15 protein-coding genes are annotated in these 16,116 nt (G+C 53.0%); 10 read left to right on the top strand and 5 right to left on the bottom strand.

All coding sequences use genetic code 11. The features are described from left to right. Window positions 1-13: 13 nt before the first annotated feature. The 5 genes from nlpI to yedF all read left to right on the top strand — a co-directional run bounded on the left by nlpI (window position 14) and on the right by yedF (window position 4,678). Entirely contained in the window at window positions 14-898 is an 885-nt protein-coding gene (nlpI, locus tag ACMV5I_RS08970; protein ID WP_021179056.1) for a lipoprotein NlpI, read from the top strand. Window positions 899-1,015: 117 nt separating this feature from the next. After that, complete coding sequence (gene yrbN / locus ACMV5I_RS08965; protein ID WP_096335046.1) at window positions 1,016-1,096, top strand: protein YrbN; 81 nt, start codon at window positions 1,016-1,018, stop codon at window positions 1,094-1,096. After that, window positions 1,086-3,044, top strand: coding sequence for a DEAD/DEAH family ATP-dependent RNA helicase (locus ACMV5I_RS08960; RefSeq protein WP_121608525.1), 1,959 nt, complete (start codon window positions 1,086-1,088; stop codon window positions 3,042-3,044). Before yrbN ends, ACMV5I_RS08960 begins: the two co-directional genes overlap by 11 nt. A 183-nt stretch (window positions 3,045-3,227) precedes the next feature. After that, window positions 3,228-4,442, top strand: a complete 1,215-nt coding sequence (gene yedE / locus ACMV5I_RS08955) for a selenium metabolism membrane protein YedE/FdhT (protein ID WP_202728021.1) — start codon at window positions 3,228-3,230, stop codon at window positions 4,440-4,442. Next, a complete protein-coding gene (yedF, locus tag ACMV5I_RS08950) occupies window positions 4,439-4,678 on the top strand; it encodes a sulfurtransferase-like selenium metabolism protein YedF (RefSeq protein WP_021179059.1) in 240 nt (79 codons plus the stop codon). Before yedE ends, yedF begins: the two co-directional genes overlap by 4 nt. A gap of 241 nt (window positions 4,679-4,919) precedes the next feature. On the opposite strand, the gene ACMV5I_RS08945 is transcribed toward yedF, so the two are convergent. Continuing rightward, a complete protein-coding gene (locus ACMV5I_RS08945) occupies window positions 4,920-5,933 on the bottom strand; it encodes a luciferase-like monooxygenase (protein WP_414824173.1) in 1,014 nt (337 codons plus the stop codon). 215 nt (window positions 5,934-6,148) lie between these two features. On the opposite strand from ACMV5I_RS08945, the gene ACMV5I_RS08940 reads away from it, so the two are divergent. Genes ACMV5I_RS08940 through ACMV5I_RS08930 form a run of 3 tightly spaced genes read left to right on the top strand, consistent with a single transcriptional unit; the run spans window position 6,149 to window position 9,392 of the window. Then, entirely contained in the window at window positions 6,149-7,120 is a 972-nt protein-coding gene (locus ACMV5I_RS08940) for an HlyD family secretion protein (RefSeq protein ID WP_094981882.1), read from the top strand. Continuing rightward, window positions 7,102-8,256, top strand: coding sequence for an ABC transporter permease (locus ACMV5I_RS08935; RefSeq protein WP_202672582.1), 1,155 nt, complete (start codon window positions 7,102-7,104; stop codon window positions 8,254-8,256). The genes ACMV5I_RS08940 and ACMV5I_RS08935 overlap by 19 nt, the downstream gene beginning before the upstream one ends. Further along, the gene (locus ACMV5I_RS08930; protein ID WP_202810393.1) at window positions 8,253-9,392 is read left to right on the top strand and encodes an ABC transporter permease; all 1,140 of its coding nucleotides are present in this window, start codon (window positions 8,253-8,255) and stop codon (window positions 9,390-9,392) included. Before ACMV5I_RS08935 ends, ACMV5I_RS08930 begins: the two co-directional genes overlap by 4 nt. Before the next feature lie 112 nt (window positions 9,393-9,504). Here ACMV5I_RS08930 and ACMV5I_RS08925 read toward each other — a convergent pair whose 3' ends face one another. Together ACMV5I_RS08925 and ubiU are read right to left on the bottom strand one after the other, a co-directional pair. Continuing rightward, a complete protein-coding gene (locus ACMV5I_RS08925; RefSeq protein WP_414824171.1) occupies window positions 9,505-10,383 on the bottom strand; it encodes a U32 family peptidase in 879 nt (292 codons plus the stop codon). Window positions 10,384-10,391: 8 nt separating this feature from the next. Beyond that, window positions 10,392-11,387, bottom strand: coding sequence for a ubiquinone anaerobic biosynthesis protein UbiU (gene ubiU / locus ACMV5I_RS08920; protein WP_021179065.1), 996 nt, complete (start codon window positions 11,385-11,387; stop codon window positions 10,392-10,394). A 288-nt stretch (window positions 11,388-11,675) separates the two neighbouring features. On the opposite strand from ubiU, the gene ubiT reads away from it, so the two are divergent. Together ubiT and ACMV5I_RS08910 are read left to right on the top strand one after the other, a co-directional pair. Continuing rightward, window positions 11,676-12,197 (top strand): ubiquinone anaerobic biosynthesis accessory factor UbiT, encoded by a 522-nt coding sequence (gene ubiT, locus ACMV5I_RS08915; RefSeq protein ID WP_024483381.1) that lies wholly within the window; start codon window positions 11,676-11,678, stop codon window positions 12,195-12,197. Then, window positions 12,191-12,694, top strand: a complete 504-nt coding sequence (locus ACMV5I_RS08910; protein ID WP_414824170.1) for a GNAT family N-acetyltransferase — start codon at window positions 12,191-12,193, stop codon at window positions 12,692-12,694. The genes ubiT and ACMV5I_RS08910 overlap by 7 nt, the downstream gene beginning before the upstream one ends. On the opposite strand, the gene ACMV5I_RS08905 is transcribed toward ACMV5I_RS08910, so the two are convergent. Further along, window positions 12,681-12,977, bottom strand: coding sequence for a GIY-YIG nuclease family protein (locus ACMV5I_RS08905; RefSeq protein ID WP_174334800.1), 297 nt, complete (start codon window positions 12,975-12,977; stop codon window positions 12,681-12,683). The two genes, ACMV5I_RS08910 and ACMV5I_RS08905, sit on opposite strands and share 14 nt — an antisense overlap. Before the next feature lie 109 nt (window positions 12,978-13,086). Next, entirely contained in the window at window positions 13,087-16,107 is a 3,021-nt protein-coding gene (locus tag ACMV5I_RS08900; RefSeq protein WP_414824169.1) for an ATP-binding protein, read from the bottom strand. Window positions 16,108-16,116 lie beyond the last annotated feature (9 nt).

Raw genomic sequence — 16,116 nt, 5'->3', positions numbered from 1 at the left:
TCGGGAGTGGGAAATGAAGCCTTTCTTGCGCTGGTGTTACGTTGCGACAGCACTATTGCTGGCAGGATGCAGCAACCATGATTGGCGTAAAGACGAAGTTCTGGCTATTCCGTTGCAGCCCACGCTGCAGCAGGAAGTGATCCTGGCGCGCATGGAACAAATACTTGCCAGCCGGGCATTAACGGACGATGAGCGAGCACAGCTTTTATATGAGCGCGGTGTGCTGTATGATAGTCTTGGTTTACGTGCTCTAGCGCGCAATGACTTTTCACAAGCGCTAGCGATACGTCCTGATATGCCAGAAGTTTTCAACTACCTGGGCATTTACTTAACGCAGGCAGGCAATTTTGATGCTGCCTATGAAGCGTTTGATTCTGTACTAGAGCTTGATCCAACTTACAATTACGCGCGTTTAAACCGGGGCATCGCACTGTATTATGGCGGCCGCTTCCCGTTGGCGCAGGATGATCTGCAGGCGTTTTATCAAGACGACCCAAACGATCCCTTCCGTTCGCTGTGGCTTTATCTGGTGGAGAGAGAAATCGATCCCAAGATGGCTACCGTATCGCTCCAGCAGCGCTATGACAAATCGGACAGAGGGCAATGGGGATGGAATATTGTCGAATTCTACCTGGGCAAAATCAGCGAAAAAACGCTGATGGAACGCCTCAAGGCAGATGCAACGGATAACACTTCGCTCGCTGAGCATCTCAGTGAAACTGACTTCTATTTAGGTAAGCACTACCTAAGTCTGGGGGACAAGGACACCGCTTCGGCGCTGTTCAAACTGACGGTGGCTAACAATGTTCATAACTTTGTTGAGCACCGCTATGCATTGTTGGAATTGGCGCTGTTGGGCCAAGAACAAGACGACCTATCGGAATCGGACCAGCAATAGCTGACGGACATTTATCAGCCTGATTTACATTGGTTTTTTGACCAAAGTAATCGCCTTAACGGGCGAGGGCTTTTTTGTCTGTTTTATAATCTAATTTGAGCCGGTTCACACTTTTCAATGAAAATGACTGAAAATTTTCTCGACGAGTTATGTAGACTGGCTGCCATTATTAATGAGGCACGTGTACATGACTACTGAGCTTGAAACCTCTTTTGCTGACCTGGGGCTGTCTGCTCCGATCATTGCTGCCCTGACCGATCTGGGCTACGAAAAACCATCACCGATCCAGGCTGAGTGTATTCCTCACCTGTTGAACGGCCGCGACGTGCTGGGCATGGCGCAGACCGGTAGTGGTAAAACTGCGGCGTTCTCGCTGCCCCTGCTGCACAACCTCGATGCAGCCCTGAAAGTACCACAAATCCTGGTATTGGCTCCAACCCGCGAACTGGCGGTTCAGGTCGCTGAAGCCATGACCGATTTCTCCAAGCACATGCATGGCGTTAACGTGGTGGCCCTGTACGGTGGCCAACGTTATGACGTGCAGCTGCGCGCTCTGCGTCAGGGCCCGCAAATCGTAGTAGGGACCCCGGGCCGTCTGCTGGACCACCTGAAACGTGGCACCCTGAACCTGTCTGGCCTGAAAGGCCTGGTTCTGGACGAAGCCGACGAAATGCTGCGCATGGGCTTTATCGAAGACGTAGAAACCATCATGGCGGAGATCCCGGCTGAACATCAGACCGCGCTGTTCTCTGCGACCATGCCGGAAGCGATCCGTCGTATTACCCGTCGCTTCATGAAAGATCCACAGGAAGTGCGCATTCAGTCCAGCATCACCACTCGTCCGGACATTAGCCAGAGCTACTGGACCGTACAGGGTATGCGTAAAAACGAAGCGCTGGTGCGTTTCCTGGAAGCTGAAGATTTTGACGCGGCGATCATCTTCGTACGTACCAAAAATGCGACCCTGGAAGTGGCCGAAGCGCTGGAGCGCAGCGGTTACAACAGCGCCGCACTGAACGGTGATATGAACCAGGCGCTGCGTGAGCAGACCCTGGAGCGTCTGAAAAATGGCCGTCTGGATATTCTGATCGCCACCGACGTTGCCGCTCGTGGTCTGGACGTTGAACGTATCAGCCTGGTAGTAAACTATGACATCCCTATGGATTCAGAGTCTTACGTTCACCGTATCGGCCGTACCGGTCGTGCTGGCCGTGCTGGCCGCGCGCTGCTGTTCGTCGAAAACCGCGAACGCCGCCTGCTGCGCAACATCGAACGCACCATGAAGCTGACCATCCCTGAAGTAGAGCTGCCAAACGCAGATCTGCTGGGTGAGCGCCGCCTGGCCAAGTTTGCCGCTAAAGTTCAGCAGCAGCTGGAAAGCAGCGATCTGGATATGTACCGTGCGCTGTTGGCTAAGCTGCAGCCGGGTGAAGATCTGGATATGGAAACGCTGGCCGCTGCACTGCTGAAAATGGCGCAGGGCGAACGTCCTCTGATCCTGCCACCAGATCCAGTGTTCAAACCGCGTCAACGTCGTGAGTTCAACGACCGTGATGATCGCGGTGGCGAGCGTAGCAACGACCGTCGTCGTGATGCACGTCCAGACAGCCGTGATGGTGGCGCTGAGCGTCCACGTCGCGAACGCCGTGACGTTGGTGAAATGCAGCTGTACCGCATTGAAGTAGGCCGTGATGACGGCGTGGAAGTTCGTCATATCGTTGGCGCGATCGCTAACGAAGGTGACATCAGCAGCCGTTACATCGGTAACATCAAGCTGTTTGCTTCCCACTCCACCATCGAGCTGCCAAAAGGCATGCCGGGCGAGATCCTGAATCACTTCACTCGCACTCGCATTCTGAACAAGCCGATGAACATGCAATTGCTGGGCGATGCGCAGCCGCATGAACGTCGTGAGCGTCCTGCCGGTGGTAACGGTGGTGAGCGCCGTGGCGGTGCCCGTCCATTCAACGGAGAGCGTCGCGAAGGTGCACCAGCACCACGCCGTTCTTTCGGTGAGCGTCGTGAAGGCGGTAATGCTGCCGGTGGCGAACGCCGTGGCGGTAACTTCAACCGTGACAAGCCAGCACCACGCCGTGACGATGCAGCAGCTCCTGCCGCACCACGTCGCCGTTTCGGTGATGCATAATTGCTGACAACCCCTTACGGGTTAACAGCGTAGGGGCGCCGCATGCTGCGCCCTGACATTGATACGTTGTCAGTATGATCAAACCAGTCTTCGGACTGGTTTTTTTTTGCCTGGCATCTCAGTTAATACCGCTAAAGGGCGTATCATTCGCAAGGTTTATCTTACGGATGCACAGGAGCTGCCGTGAACTGGCAACAATTCAAATCTCAATACCTGGTGCGCTTTTGGGCGCCCCTACCGGCGGTGATTGCCGCCGGGATCCTCTCGACCTACTATTTCGGCATGACCGGCACCTTCTGGGCGGTTACCGGCGAATTTACCCGCTGGGGTGGCCATATCTTGCAGTGGTTTGGCTTCCACCCCGAGCAGTGGGGCTACTTTAAGGTGATCGGCCTACAGGGCACACCACTCGACCGTATCGATGGGCGCATGATTATCGGCATGTTTGCGGGGTGCATCGCTGCTGCGCTGTGGGCCAACAACATCAAATTACGTATGCCGCAGCACCGTATCCGCATTGCACAGGCGTTGCTGGGCGGCATTATTGCCGGTTTTGGCGCGCGTTTGGCGATGGGGTGTAACCTGGCGGCCTTCTTTACCGGTATTCCACAGTTCTCTTTACATGCCTGGTTTTTTGCCCTGGCAACGGCGGCCGGTTCTTACTTCGGTGCCAAATTTACCTTGCTGCCGATGTTCCGTATTCCGGTCAAGCTGCAAAGAGTGAAAGCGGCCTCACCGTTGACGCAAAAACCCGAGCAGGCACGCCGTCGTTTCCGTTTGGGTATGGTGGTTTTCTGCCTCACGGTGGCCTGGTCATTATGGACGCTGTTTGATGCGCCGAAACTCGGCATCGCCATGCTGTTTGGTATCGGTTTTGGTCTGCTGATTGAACGGGCACAGATCTGCTTTACCTCGGCGTTCCGCGATCTGTGGATCACTGGCCGTACGCATATGGCCAAGGCCATTATTATCGGCATGGCGGTCAGCGCCATCGGCATCTTCAGCTATGTGCAACTGGGCGTCTCGCCGAAGATCATGTGGGCCGGGCCCAACGCGGTACTGGGCGGCCTGCTGTTTGGCTTCGGTATTGTGCTGGCGGGCGGCTGCGAAACCGGCTGGATGTATCGTGCGGTGGAAGGGCAGGTCCATTACTGGTGGGTGGGGTTGGGTAACATTATCGGCGCTACGCTGCTAGCCTACTACTGGGACGATCTGGCACCAGCCTTGGCGACCAATTACGACAAGATTAACCTGCTGGACACCTTCGGGCCGATCGGCGGTTTGCTGGTGACCTATCTGCTGCTGGCCATCGCCTTTGCCGCGATGCTGTGGTGGGAGAAACGTTTTTTCCGCGCCAAGCCAGATGCGCAGGTGGTGAACTTAAGGAGTGAAGTATGAAACAGACAGAGATCGTGCCGGATTACCGGTTGGATATGGTGGGAGAGCCTTGTCCTTATCCGGCGGTGGCCACGTTAGAGGCTATGCCGCAGTTGAAGCCGGGCGAAATACTGGAAGTGATCAGCGATTGCCCGCAGTCGATCAATAATATCCCGCTCGATGCCCGTAACCACGGCTACAAGGTGCTGGATATTCAGCAGGATGGGCCAACCATTCGTTACCTCATCCAGCGCTGAGCCCCCTCACCCCAACCCTCTCCCGAAGGGAGAGGGAGCTGATAGCCCCTGCTCGTTTGGCCGTAAAGAGATAATCCCAGCAAACTCGATCGTCTCCTCATTCAAGGTGAGTCAATACAATCTCAGCAAACCCGATCGCTTTCTCATCAAAGGTGAATCACACTAATTTCAAACATACTCGATCGGTTCCCTCTCCCTGTGGGAGAGGGTTAGGGTGAGGGGCGTCACCAATATGTAACCCCTATCCCTTCACTAAATCGCCTTTCACCCCGGCAACAATCTCAAACGACCGTAAACGCGCCTGATGATCGAAAATCTGGCCGTTAACCATGATCTCATCCGCATCCGTCTCGCGCAGCAGGCTTTGCAGGCCATGGCGGATGGTACTTTCGCTACCGACGATCGACATGCGTAGCGCCTGATCGACGCCATACTGCTCACCAGCGCTCCACAGCGCATGGATATTATCGACCGGCGGCGGCAGTGGGCCTGGTGAGCCACGGCGCAGGTTGATAAACTGCTGCTGCATAGAGGTGAACAGGAAGCGGGCGTTTTGGTCGCTGTCTGCGGCGACCACGTTGACACACACCATCGCGTGCGGCTGCTGGCACTGCTCAGACGGCTTAAAGTTCTCACGGTACACATTCAGTGCCTGGAACAGCATATCTGGCGCAAAGTGCGAGGCGAAGGCAAACGGCAAGCCGAGCTGTGCCGCCAACTGCGCACTGTACAGGCTGGAACCCAACAGCCAGATTGGCACATGTAACCCTTGGCCCGGTACGGCCTGTACCGCTTGCCCCGGCTGTACTTCGCCAAAGTAATGTTGCAGTTCCTGCACGTCACGCGGGAAGTTATCTACCTCGCCAGAAAGGTGGCGACGCAGCGCCATCATGGTGCGTTGGTCGGTACCCGGTGCACGGCCAAGCCCCAGATCGATACGCCCAGGATAGAGTGATTCCAAGGTGCCGAACTGTTCGGCGATCACCAGCGGCGCATGGTTTGGCAGCATCACGCCACCTGAACCGAGGCGAATGCTTTGGGTACCGGAGGCTAAATAACCCAGTAATACCGACGTCGCGGCACTGCCGATGCCGGTCATATTGTGGTGTTCCGCTAGCCAGTAGCGCTGATAGCCCCACTTTTCGGCATGTTGCGCCAAATCCAGCGAGCAGTGAAACGCATCGCGTGCCTTGGCTCCCTGAGGGATCGGGGATAAATCCAGTACCGAAAGCGGTACCCGTGTGTGTTCAGTCATTTCATCGTCCATTGTGCTTATCAGGTTGATCGCTTAAAGGGCGATTGCAGGGATCTGCAACTAAAAAAGCGATTATGCTTTTTGTGTTAAAAGCATAATCGAAAATACGGTTATAAAAGGGGATATATGTGCTCGCAATATCCTTATGAGAATAATGGTTTTTTTACAGCTATGATGGTTTTTGTTTGCACGCTGATGTTCAAGGGGCTGAAGTAATGAAAAAGAAGACGCTGTTTACCCTGCTGCTGATGGGGATAGCTATCGCCATGGCGGTGCTATTCCGCGCGCATAATCAGGATTTGTTGTTGCAGGGCGAAGTGGATGCCCCCGAAGTGATCGTCGCTTCCAAAGCCAAGGGCCGGGTGATAGAGCGCCTGGTAGAGCGTGGGGACGATGTGAAAACCGGGCAACTGCTGCTACGGTTGGAAAGTCCGGAGCTGATGGCCCAGCTACGTTCAGCGCAGGCGTCAAAGGATGAGGCCCAAGCGCAGTTGGACCAATCGCTGCATGGCACCCGTGAAGAAAGCATCCGTAACCTGCGCGCCAACCTGGCACAGGCCGAGGCGCAATACCAGAATGCCCAACACGATTACGACCGTAACCTGAGCGTCGCCAGCAAAGGCTACGTCTCCAAATCTGAATTGGACAGCTCGCGCCGTGCGCGTGATACCGCCTATCAACAGGTGCAGGCCGCCAAAGCCAATTTGGACGAAGGCATCAACGGCGATCGTATCGAACTGCGGCAGAAATATGAAGCAGCACTGAGGGCCTCCGAGCAAGACCTGCTAGAAATTCAGGCCCAGACCGACGACTTACTGGTTAAAGCTCCGGTTGATGGCGAAGTGGGGCCAATCCCGGCAGAAGTGGGTGAGCTGCTCAACGCCTCCAGCCCATTGATGACGCTGATCCGCGTACCTGACGCCTATTTCGTGTTTAACCTGCGGGAAGATATTCTGGCGCATGTCCGCAAGGGGGATAAGGTCCAACTGCGCGTCCCAGCGTTGAAAGACCAAACGATTGAGGCTGAAGTGCGCTATATCGCCCCTCTGGGTGATTACGCCACCAAGCGGGCCACGCGGGCCACCGGTGACTTTGATCTGAAAACCTTTGAAGTTCGTTTGTATCCGTCGCAGCCGATAGATGGCCTGCGCCCAGGGATGAGCACCTTATGGCAATGGAAAGAGTAAGGGCAGGTTGGCGCTGCTTCAGCCATGCGTTCAGCAACGAGTGCCGCATCGCTTTTCGCCGGCCGGTGGTGCACTGGCTGGGGTGGATCTTCCCATTGATCCTGTTTGGCCTGATCAGCAGTAACTTCTCGGAAGGGACCTTGCTCGATCTGCCGGTCTCGGTGGTGGATAACGATCATAGCCCGCTATCCAAAAACCTGATCCGCAAGCTGGATGCGGGTTCTCATGCCCATGTGCAAGCCTATGACGGCGGTCTTGATGAGTCGTTGCGCCGTCTGCGTAGCGCGCAGGACTACGCTTTGCTGTCTATCCCGGCCGATTTTGAGGCGGACGCGCTGGCGGGCAATCAGCCAAGCGTGGTGCTGTATTACAACGCGCTGTTTTACGGTGCTGGGCTGTATTCCACCCAGGATTTCAGCGGCCTGATGGCTGAGGCCAACGCCAATTACCGCTCGATCATTGCCGGGGCCATGGGCAAGTCGCTGCCACCGCTGGCGGATGTCACCCTCAACTACGGCAGCCTGTTCAATGCCAGCGGCAGCTATATCTATTATCAGCAGTTTGCCGCCACCATTCATATGCTGCAGCTGTTTGTGGTGACCTGCATGATTTACGTGATGGCGCGCAGTAAGTCCTTGCTGAAAGCCAAGCCCTTTAGCCTGGCGCTGCTGGGGAAACTGGCTCCCTACACCCTGTGTTTCACTACCTTGCTGATGGTGGAGATTGCCGCGCTGGTGGGCATTTTTGACGCTCGCGTCAGCGGCAACCCGCTGTTTATGCTGATGATTGGCTTCTTCTATGTGATGGCAGCACAAAGCATCGGCCTGTTGCTGTATACCTTTACCGGCAGCGCCATTACTGCCTACACCCTGATTGGCATGTTGGTGAGTATTGCACTGACTTTCTCTGGCATGGCTGTGCCTGAGCTTTCCATGCCGCTACCGGCGCGCATCATCTCTAATATCGAGCCTCTTACCCACGCGCTGTACGCCATGTTCGACGTCTTCCTGCGGCAGGTGCCCGCCAGCGCTATCCTCAGCGTGTGTGCGCTGTTGGTGGTTTACCCGTTGGTGACTGCACTGTTGGTGCGTAACCGGCTGCTGAAGCGGCTGGCAAAAGAGGAGACGGTAGGATGAAAAGCTATTGGCTCACTTTCCGCAAAGTATTGACGAGCATGTTGGAACGGCCGATGTGGCTGATGTTGATCCTGTCACTGTGCATCATGAGTATGGTTTATGCCAACCGCACGGTGTGGGATCTGCCGGTAGGGGTGATCGATCAGGATCACAGCACCGCCAGCCGCCAGCTTATCCGCCAGTTGGATGCCACCCCTAAGATCGCAATTCAAACCTACGACAACCTGGATGAGGCAAAACGCGATCTGGGTTGGCGCAAACTGTTTGCGGTGATCATCATGCCGGTAGATCTGGAGAAGAAGATCCTCAACGGTAAAAACATCGAGATCCCGGTGTTCGGTGATGCCACCAACCGGCTGGCGAACGGCCAGATCCAACAGGACGTGGTGGCGGCTTACCAGCAGTTGCTGGGCCAGTACAACACCTCGTTGCTAATGCGCAGTGGTTTCAGTGAACGGCAGGCTCAGGTGATCATGATGCCGATCCAGAGCCAAACGCTGGACGTTTTCAACCCCGGTATCAGCTTTGCGGCGATTATCTTCCCGGGTTTGTTGGTGATGTTATTGCAGCACTCGTTGCTGATTGCCTGCGTGCGCGTCAGCATTGTGTTGAAAGGAACTCCGGGCGGCAAGCCGTCGCTTCCTGTTTATCTGGGGGGACTGTCGGCCTTGCTGCCGATCTGGTTGTTCTTGTCGATTGTGTTATTTGTGCTGTGGCCCTGGGTCTTGGGCTATCGACAGACTGCGACGATCCCGGAGATCTTGCTGCTGACCTTCCCGTTCCTGCTTGCGGTGCTTGGGCTAGGCAAGCTGGTGACCGAATGCTTGCGCAGCGTGGAGATGATTTACCTGACGCTGTCGTTTATCACCACCCCGGTGTTTTACCTTTCTGGCACTATCTGGCCGCTGCAAGCGATGCCGCAGTGGGTCAGGGCGATTTCTTCGATGATCCCCTCAACATGGGCAACCAAAGCCATTGCCGGCGTGAATCAGATGGGGCTATCGCTGCGTGATGTCGGCGGGGACGTTGCCATGCTGCTGCTATTGGGGGCGATTTATACGCTGATTGGTATTGGCGTCGGAGCACTACGCAACCGAGTAGGGCTGCGTAATCTATTCCATAAACGTCAGGTGTAGGGAAGACGCTATGGCTACTCCTAAACCGATTTTACGTAGGGGCGCTGCATGCTGCGCCCGGCTTTGCTTTGTCAACAATCCGAATGAAATGTAGTGTTCTGCGATAGAGGATTTATTGCACCAACTCTAATCCGGCTACGCGCCGCCAGTAGCCATTGCATTCGGCATGGTCGGTTAACGTCAGTGGCTGCTTTCCTTGCTCATTAGCCCGGAAGCCGTCGAGCATCGCCAGTGTTTCAACCCCCTGTGGCGATAGACGTACAATATCCACCAACCCCTGCATGCTGGTCAGTTCGTTGCCCAGGTTGTAGCAGTAACCGCTCATGGTCTGGATACCGTTGAGCACAAACACCTGTTGGTTCTCTTGAGAATTGACGATGCGCCCCTGCGGATATTTGATGCAGCAGGTTTCACATTCATCCTTGCCCCGGTTTTCTGAGCGAGCAGTGAAACAGCGCGCCGAATAGGCAAGAGGTAAATGGCCGTAACTCAACACTTCCACTTCAAACCCCTGGCGGAACCCCAATTCATCACATTGCTGCAGTAAATTGGCCAGCCAGTCGCGCGAAAGCTCCACCGGCATGCACCAGCGCATCATGCCTTGCTTGTGCAGCAGGCGCAGAGTGTAGGCGTTGTAACAATTGAGGGCATGCCCGGCGACAAACGGCAAACCGCGATCGGCGGCCATATTCACCGTACCAAGGTCGTTGGCTTCGATCAGGAATTCGCCGTTCTCCACATAACGCTTCAGCTCATTCAGCTCTGAAGGTGCCTGTAGCAAAGCCAGGGTAGAGATCACCACCTGCTTACCCGATTTGGCGATCTCCTGTGCCAGCGCCAGCCAGTCACCTACTTTCATCTCACGCCGTTTGGTGCAGACGCTTTCGCCAAGATAGATGATATCGGCACTGCTGCTCATCGCCTGCTGATAAAAGGCCTCTATCTCGCTGTTTGGCCAGTAGTAGAGCACCGGGCCTAATGCATATTTCATGGTTTCTCCTACTGCCATTTGCGGTGGTACGCGCCAAGCGTGGTCTGGGTACCTTCGGACATTGCGCCGAGCGTTTCCATCCAGGCGGCGTCGGCTTGATAGCCAGCCGGGTTGGCCATACAGCGATCTATGGCCTGGCGCCAGACACGCGCAACTTGACTGACATAGGCAGGGCTGCGTTGGCGGCCTTCAATCTTCACCGAGGCAATATTGGCAGCCAGTAGCTCTGGCAGCAACTCCAGCGTATTAAGACTGGTGGGTTCTTCCAGCGGGTGATAGAGCACGTTATCCACCAGATAGCGGCCTTTGCACAGCGTTGGGTAACCAGCATTTTCGCCGTCCTGATAGCGATCGATCAGCACGTCATTCAGGCGCGATTCCATCCCCTGCGGCGTTTGTTGCCAGCGTACAAAGCGGGCAGGTGAGCAGGCGCCCACGGTGTTAGGCGATTCCCCGGTCAGATAGGAGGAGAGGTAACACCGCCCTTCGGCCATGATGCACAGGCTGCCAAAGGCGAACACTTCCAACGGCACCGGGCTGGTGCGTGATAATTGCTTCACCTGGTGCATCGACAGCACGCGCGGCAGCACTACTCGCGCAACGTCGAAGTGGCGCTGATAAAAACGGATGGCTTCTTCGTTGGTCGCAGAGGCTTGCACCGAAACATGGCGCTCCACCTGCGGATAACGTTCCGCTGCGTACTCCAGCATTGCTAAATCTGCCAGGATCAACGCGTCGGCACCCAACTGGGCGGCCATATCCACGGCGCGCTGCCAGCGGGCGTAGCCATCGGGGTGAGCAAAGGTGTTGATGGCGATATGCAGCTTGCGGCCATGCCGGTGCACATAGTCAGCCGCTTCCTGCAGCTTCTTCTCGGTAAAGTTCAGCCCGGCAAAATGGCGCGCATTGGTATCGTCTTTCAGGCCGATGTAAACGGCGTCTGCGCCATTATCTACCGCGGCTTTCAAGGCCGGCAGGTTGCCAGCGGGGCAAAGCAGCTCCATAGATCTATCCTGATTCCAGCCATATACCTGGCCAGGTATATGCTGTGATAAACGTTGCCGGGCCATTGATTCGCCTGGCAATGATGTAAATGGGGAGACAATTTTAGTGAACCCGAGGTTAACAAGCTTTGATTTGAGGCAGCTTCTGGCGTATTGATATTCAAGCGGTAACTTGAAATCTGTAGGGAAAGATGAGCGTTAATTGCACCATTTGTTGATATAGACCGGTTACGCGTAGCCGCAATGTGGCAAAATAACCTCAGACTGAGTAGAAAGGAGTGAATAACAGTGTTGGAAAAACTACGAGCACGCATTGTGCGTCAAGGGCCGTCGCTGTTGCGCGTACCGTTAAAATTCACGCCGTTTGCTCTGCAGCGTCAGGTTTTGCAACAGGTGCTGAGCTGGCAGTTCCGTCAGGCGCTGGCTGAGGGGGATCTGGAGTTTCTCGAATCGCGCTGGCTGAAGATTGAAGTGCGCGATCTGGCTCTGCAATGGTTTATGACGGTAGAAAACGATAGGCTGGTGGTGAGCCAACAGGCTGAGGCGGACGTCAGCTTCAGCGGCGAAGCCAACGATCTGATCTTGATTGCGGCACGTAAACAAGATCCCGACACGCTGTTTTTCCAGCGTCGGTTGCAGATTGAAGGAGATACCGAATTGGGCCTGTATGTAAAAAATCTGATGGACGCTATCGATCTGGATGCGATGCCTACGCCGTTACGCGTTGGGCTGCTGCGGTTAGCGGACTTTGTGGAAGCAGGTTTGCAGGAGGGCACGGCGCAAACTTCCCGTGTGCCGCAGCCATGCTGATCCGCGTTGAAATTCCGGTGGATGCCGCAGGCATTGATGCGCTGCTGCGTAACGCCTTTGGCCGTGATGACGAAGCCGAGTTGGTGCAACAACTGCGTGAAGACGGGTTGTTGACGCTGGGCATCGTTGCTACCGACGAAGAGGGTGGCGTGGTCGGTTATGCCGCATTCAGCCCGGTTGACGTTGCGGGCGAGGATCGCCAATGGGTTGGCCTTGCGCCGTTGGCGGTAGAGGAAAGCCTGCGTCGCCAAGGGCTGGCCGAAAAGCTGGTTTACGAAGGGTTGGATGCGCTGAATGAGTTCGGCTATGCCGCCGTAGTGGTGCTGGGCGAACCGGCTTACTACGGGCGCTTCGGCTTTAAAACGGCTGCCCAGTTCGATCTGCATTGCCGCTGGCCAGGAACGGAAGCCGCATTCCAGGTTTATCCGCTGGCGGAAGACGCGCTGAATGGTGTGAATGGGCTGGTGGAGTATTCGGCGCCCTTTAGTCGCTTTTAACTACCGGTAGCAGGTATTCCAATGAGAGGGGCGGATTCACTATCAGCTCCTCTTTTTGTTTTTTGCTCAACTGTTTCACCCGATACTCCAGCCGCAAAGCCATTGAGCGATCCCCAACCTGGCAGTGAAAAACCAGATCCAGCTCCCCTTTGCCACGTAGGGCTTTGGCCCCTTTACCGGCCTGATGCTGCGCCGCTCGCCGGGCGACGTCTGTCGTGATACCGGTGTACAGCATCCCGCTTGGCATTCGCAGCATATAGAGATGCCAGGTTGTTTCATTCATAACGGCCTGCGTAAATTTCCAGTGATCATTCTGGCGGATGGATTGCACTATTTTTCAGCGTTACCCACCAGAGTTCAACAGATAAATGACGAAGCTGTAGACCATCAGTTTACTCAAGGTTGAGATATCCAAGTTTGTCTAGCTGGCTCTTAAAGTCATCAAACTGTTGCACCAAAAATGTCAGAGCCTGTGAGATTGCGTCCGGGTTTGGCGCATTTTCGCGACACAGGATATCTAATTGATTACATATGCTCACAATGTCATCTTGATGAATAAAACTAAATGGGCCTTTGAGCCTATGTATGGTTTCGGATAGTAACAGCCAATCCCCATTCTGCTGGTGAAGTTGTGCTTCGCGCCGATCGGCCAACGTACTTTGCCAAAGTGACTGTAAGAATATCGCGACTGCAGATTGCTGATTTGCCAAAGCTTCCAGTAAACGTTGTTGTAAACCTTGGTCTAAACAAAGTTCAGTGCCGGGATTAAGTGGGGATAGACAAAACTGTGGCAATATCTCGGCCCATTTCACCAGACCGATAGGCTTACGTAAACAAAGATCCATCCCCGCAGTTATTGCCTCGTCAAATATTTCAGGTTCTACAAAAGCAGTTAAACCAACGATCGGGACTCTGGTTTCTCCCCGTGTGACTTCACGCTGGCGTATTTTTTCTGCCAACGTCATTCCTGACATTACTGGCATAGCGACATCTGTGATTATTAAGGAAAATTTATTATTAGCCATCAATTCCAGAGCGTGAATCCCGTCATTTGCAGTCGTGACGTTGGCACCGAGTTGCTGCAATTGAGTAGATAGCAATATTCTATTAGCAGAATGATCGTCAACGATGAGTATCGGGGGAGAATCCGGCAATGATTGCACTAAAGTGGCTGCGTCAATTGGCAAAGCGTTCTCAACGGGTTGCACCGCAGGAAATGTGACACAGACATGCAGTTGTGTACCTTTACCTAGTTCACTGTTCAACGTAATGTAGCCTGCCATCATCTCCAATAGGCGTCTGCTAATGGTTAACCCCAAACCGGTACCACCGGCATACCTTGCAGCTTCCTCAATCTGAGTGAATGGCGAGAACAATCTTGGAATATCCGCTGTTGCAATCCCTACGCCTGTATCACTAACTTCGAATGTAACTGTTATGGAATCGCTATCAGGTTTTCTATTGGCCGTGCATTGGAAGGTAATCTTTCCTTGCCGGGTAAATTTCACCGCATTGGACAGCAGATTGGCCAAAATCTGACGCAGTCGCAAAGGATCCGCCAGTAGCCAACAATCTGTCGCATCCCCGTTGAGCTGTAAAATAAAATCAAGACCTTTACTCTTGGCCATAGGAGAAAACATCCGCTCCAACAATCCAAGCTGTTCAGACAGACAGATAGGTTGTGGTTGTAAAACCATTTTATCCGCTTCAATCTTGGATAAATCCAGAAGGTCGTCAATAAGCATTAATAAATGTTGTGAAGACTCATTGGCAATCGTCAATTCATTGCGCTGTTGCAGCGCCAATTCATTACTGTGTAACTGCAATTCCAACATGCCAATGATCACGTTCAACGGGGTACGAATTTCGTGACTTATCGTAGACAGGAATGTTGACTTGGCACGATTCGCCTTGTCTGCGAGTTCCTTAGCCTGGCGCAGCGCTGTCTCAAGACGTGTGCGTTCGCTGATATCCAGCCAACCACTTAGCATACCCGCAATTTCGCCAAGGCTGTTATAGAAAGGAATGCTCCAGGTATATAAATGACTGGTTTCATGTTCGGTAGTAAAACTCAAGTCTTTAAAACAGGCTCTTCCGGCATCCCTCGATTGATGATAGATCTCTCTGAGTTGAGTGAAAAAATGTGGATACTCATGAAGTAAAAATCGAGTGGGGTCATCAGCATCAGAGGCTGGGATCTGCAATAAATCCATAAAAGCAGGGTTGCCCGATTCTATTTTAAAATCAGTTTTCACGACAAACATTGCTAATGGTAAGTTATCAAAAAGCACTCGTTGAAAAGACAGTTCATTCAGTAATTTTATTTCCGTATTCTTTCTTTTTGCTATCTGTATCCACAACAGCTTAACCCAGATGAAAGAGAATAAGATAATAATGAAAACAATAGCGGCACCTACAAGGAGTTTATTTTCATACCTAAGGAATGATGTGTCAGGGAAAGGTGAGTTGGCATCATACTGCTGTTTAAATTCAAAGTAATTACTTGGCAAGCTAAGGATCACTTTGTTCATTATACTCAGAAACTCAGGTTGGTTTTTAGCTACTCCGACACTGTAAGGAACATAACTCGGGGGAGGTAGTGCCGGCCCATCAATCACCAGTTCATTCTGGTAGTTATGTGAAATCTCGTAACTTGCCAGAGTGAAATCGGCGATAACCGCATCGACATTACCTTGGGTTAAAAGCTTTAAGGCATCTGATGTTTTTGCTTGCAACGTCATATTAAAAGGTGACCCCTTGAGTTCCCCTAGTAACACGTGCTTAGGTGATGCTGTTAACGCAATAACCTTTCCTTTTAATGCTGCTATATTCTCAAAGTGTGGCCCTTCTTTACGTGATATGATGACTAGCAATGAATAGTTATAAGGGATAGTGAGCGACAATAAGTCAGATTTATCTTTAGGCAGTTTATATACATAAGGTATAAATGTGCTATTCCCTTGTTGAATATCAGCGAACAACTCTTGCTGTGTGCGCCTTGACCTGCCCTGAAAAACGACACCAATACGTTGACCTAGGTCATTAAGTTTTTCAGCAACAAAGCCTGCGGGCGAGCCTGCAGTTGAGGAAAAAGATAACGGTGTTTCATCATTAGTGATACTATAAAATATTATCGGGTGAGATTTTATCCAATCTTGTTCATCCTGATTGAAAATGATTTCTGACTTCGTTTTTTGCGTATCTCTGAATAGGTAACTCTCAGATTTTAGAAGGGAAGGTGAATAGCTTGATAAACAACATTCTTGTATCAATGTGGATACTGGAAAGGAGGAGGTTACCGTTACAATTGTAGTCAATGGAGGTTTTTTTAGAGGGGCGAAAGCAGTGACACTAAAAGAAGCACTAAGACTAAAAACAACTAAAAAAATAAAATTTATTTTAGCGTTGTTCATAAAACACCC

This window comes from Serratia sp. T13T92 (assembly GCF_047530105.1).
Classification (GTDB): Bacteria; Pseudomonadota; Gammaproteobacteria; order Enterobacterales; family Enterobacteriaceae; genus Chania; species Chania fonticola.
The sequence above is the reverse complement of the archived record's forward strand: the minus strand, read 5'-3'. Positions and strand labels throughout refer to the sequence as shown.

What these genes read in the sequence shown, in the direction of transcription:
- nlpI (WP_021179056.1), top strand. Translation starts at nt 14, where the DNA reads ATGAAGCCTTTCTTGCGCTGGTGTTACGTTGCGACAGCACTATTGCTG.
- yrbN (WP_096335046.1), top strand. Translation starts at nt 1,016, where the DNA reads ATGAAAATGACTGAAAATTTTCTCGACGAGTTATGTAGACTGGCTGCC.
- ACMV5I_RS08960 (WP_121608525.1), top strand. Translation starts at nt 1,086, where the DNA reads ATGACTACTGAGCTTGAAACCTCTTTTGCTGACCTGGGGCTGTCTGCT.
- yedF (WP_021179059.1), top strand. Translation starts at nt 4,439, where the DNA reads ATGAAACAGACAGAGATCGTGCCGGATTACCGGTTGGATATGGTGGGA.
- ACMV5I_RS08945 (WP_414824173.1), bottom strand. Translation starts at nt 5,933, where the DNA reads ATGACTGAACACACACGGGTACCGCTTTCGGTACTGGATTTATCCCCG.
- ACMV5I_RS08940 (WP_094981882.1), top strand. Translation starts at nt 6,149, where the DNA reads ATGAAAAAGAAGACGCTGTTTACCCTGCTGCTGATGGGGATAGCTATC.
- ACMV5I_RS08935 (WP_202672582.1), top strand. Translation starts at nt 7,102, where the DNA reads ATGGCAATGGAAAGAGTAAGGGCAGGTTGGCGCTGCTTCAGCCATGCG.
- ACMV5I_RS08930 (WP_202810393.1), top strand. Translation starts at nt 8,253, where the DNA reads ATGAAAAGCTATTGGCTCACTTTCCGCAAAGTATTGACGAGCATGTTG.
- ACMV5I_RS08925 (WP_414824171.1), bottom strand. Translation starts at nt 10,383, where the DNA reads ATGAAATATGCATTAGGCCCGGTGCTCTACTACTGGCCAAACAGCGAG.
- ubiU (WP_021179065.1), bottom strand. Translation starts at nt 11,387, where the DNA reads ATGGAGCTGCTTTGCCCCGCTGGCAACCTGCCGGCCTTGAAAGCCGCG.
- ACMV5I_RS08910 (WP_414824170.1), top strand. Translation starts at nt 12,191, where the DNA reads ATGCTGATCCGCGTTGAAATTCCGGTGGATGCCGCAGGCATTGATGCG.
- ACMV5I_RS08905 (WP_174334800.1), bottom strand. Translation starts at nt 12,977, where the DNA reads ATGAATGAAACAACCTGGCATCTCTATATGCTGCGAATGCCAAGCGGG.
- ACMV5I_RS08900 (WP_414824169.1), bottom strand. Translation starts at nt 16,107, where the DNA reads ATGAACAACGCTAAAATAAATTTTATTTTTTTAGTTGTTTTTAGTCTT.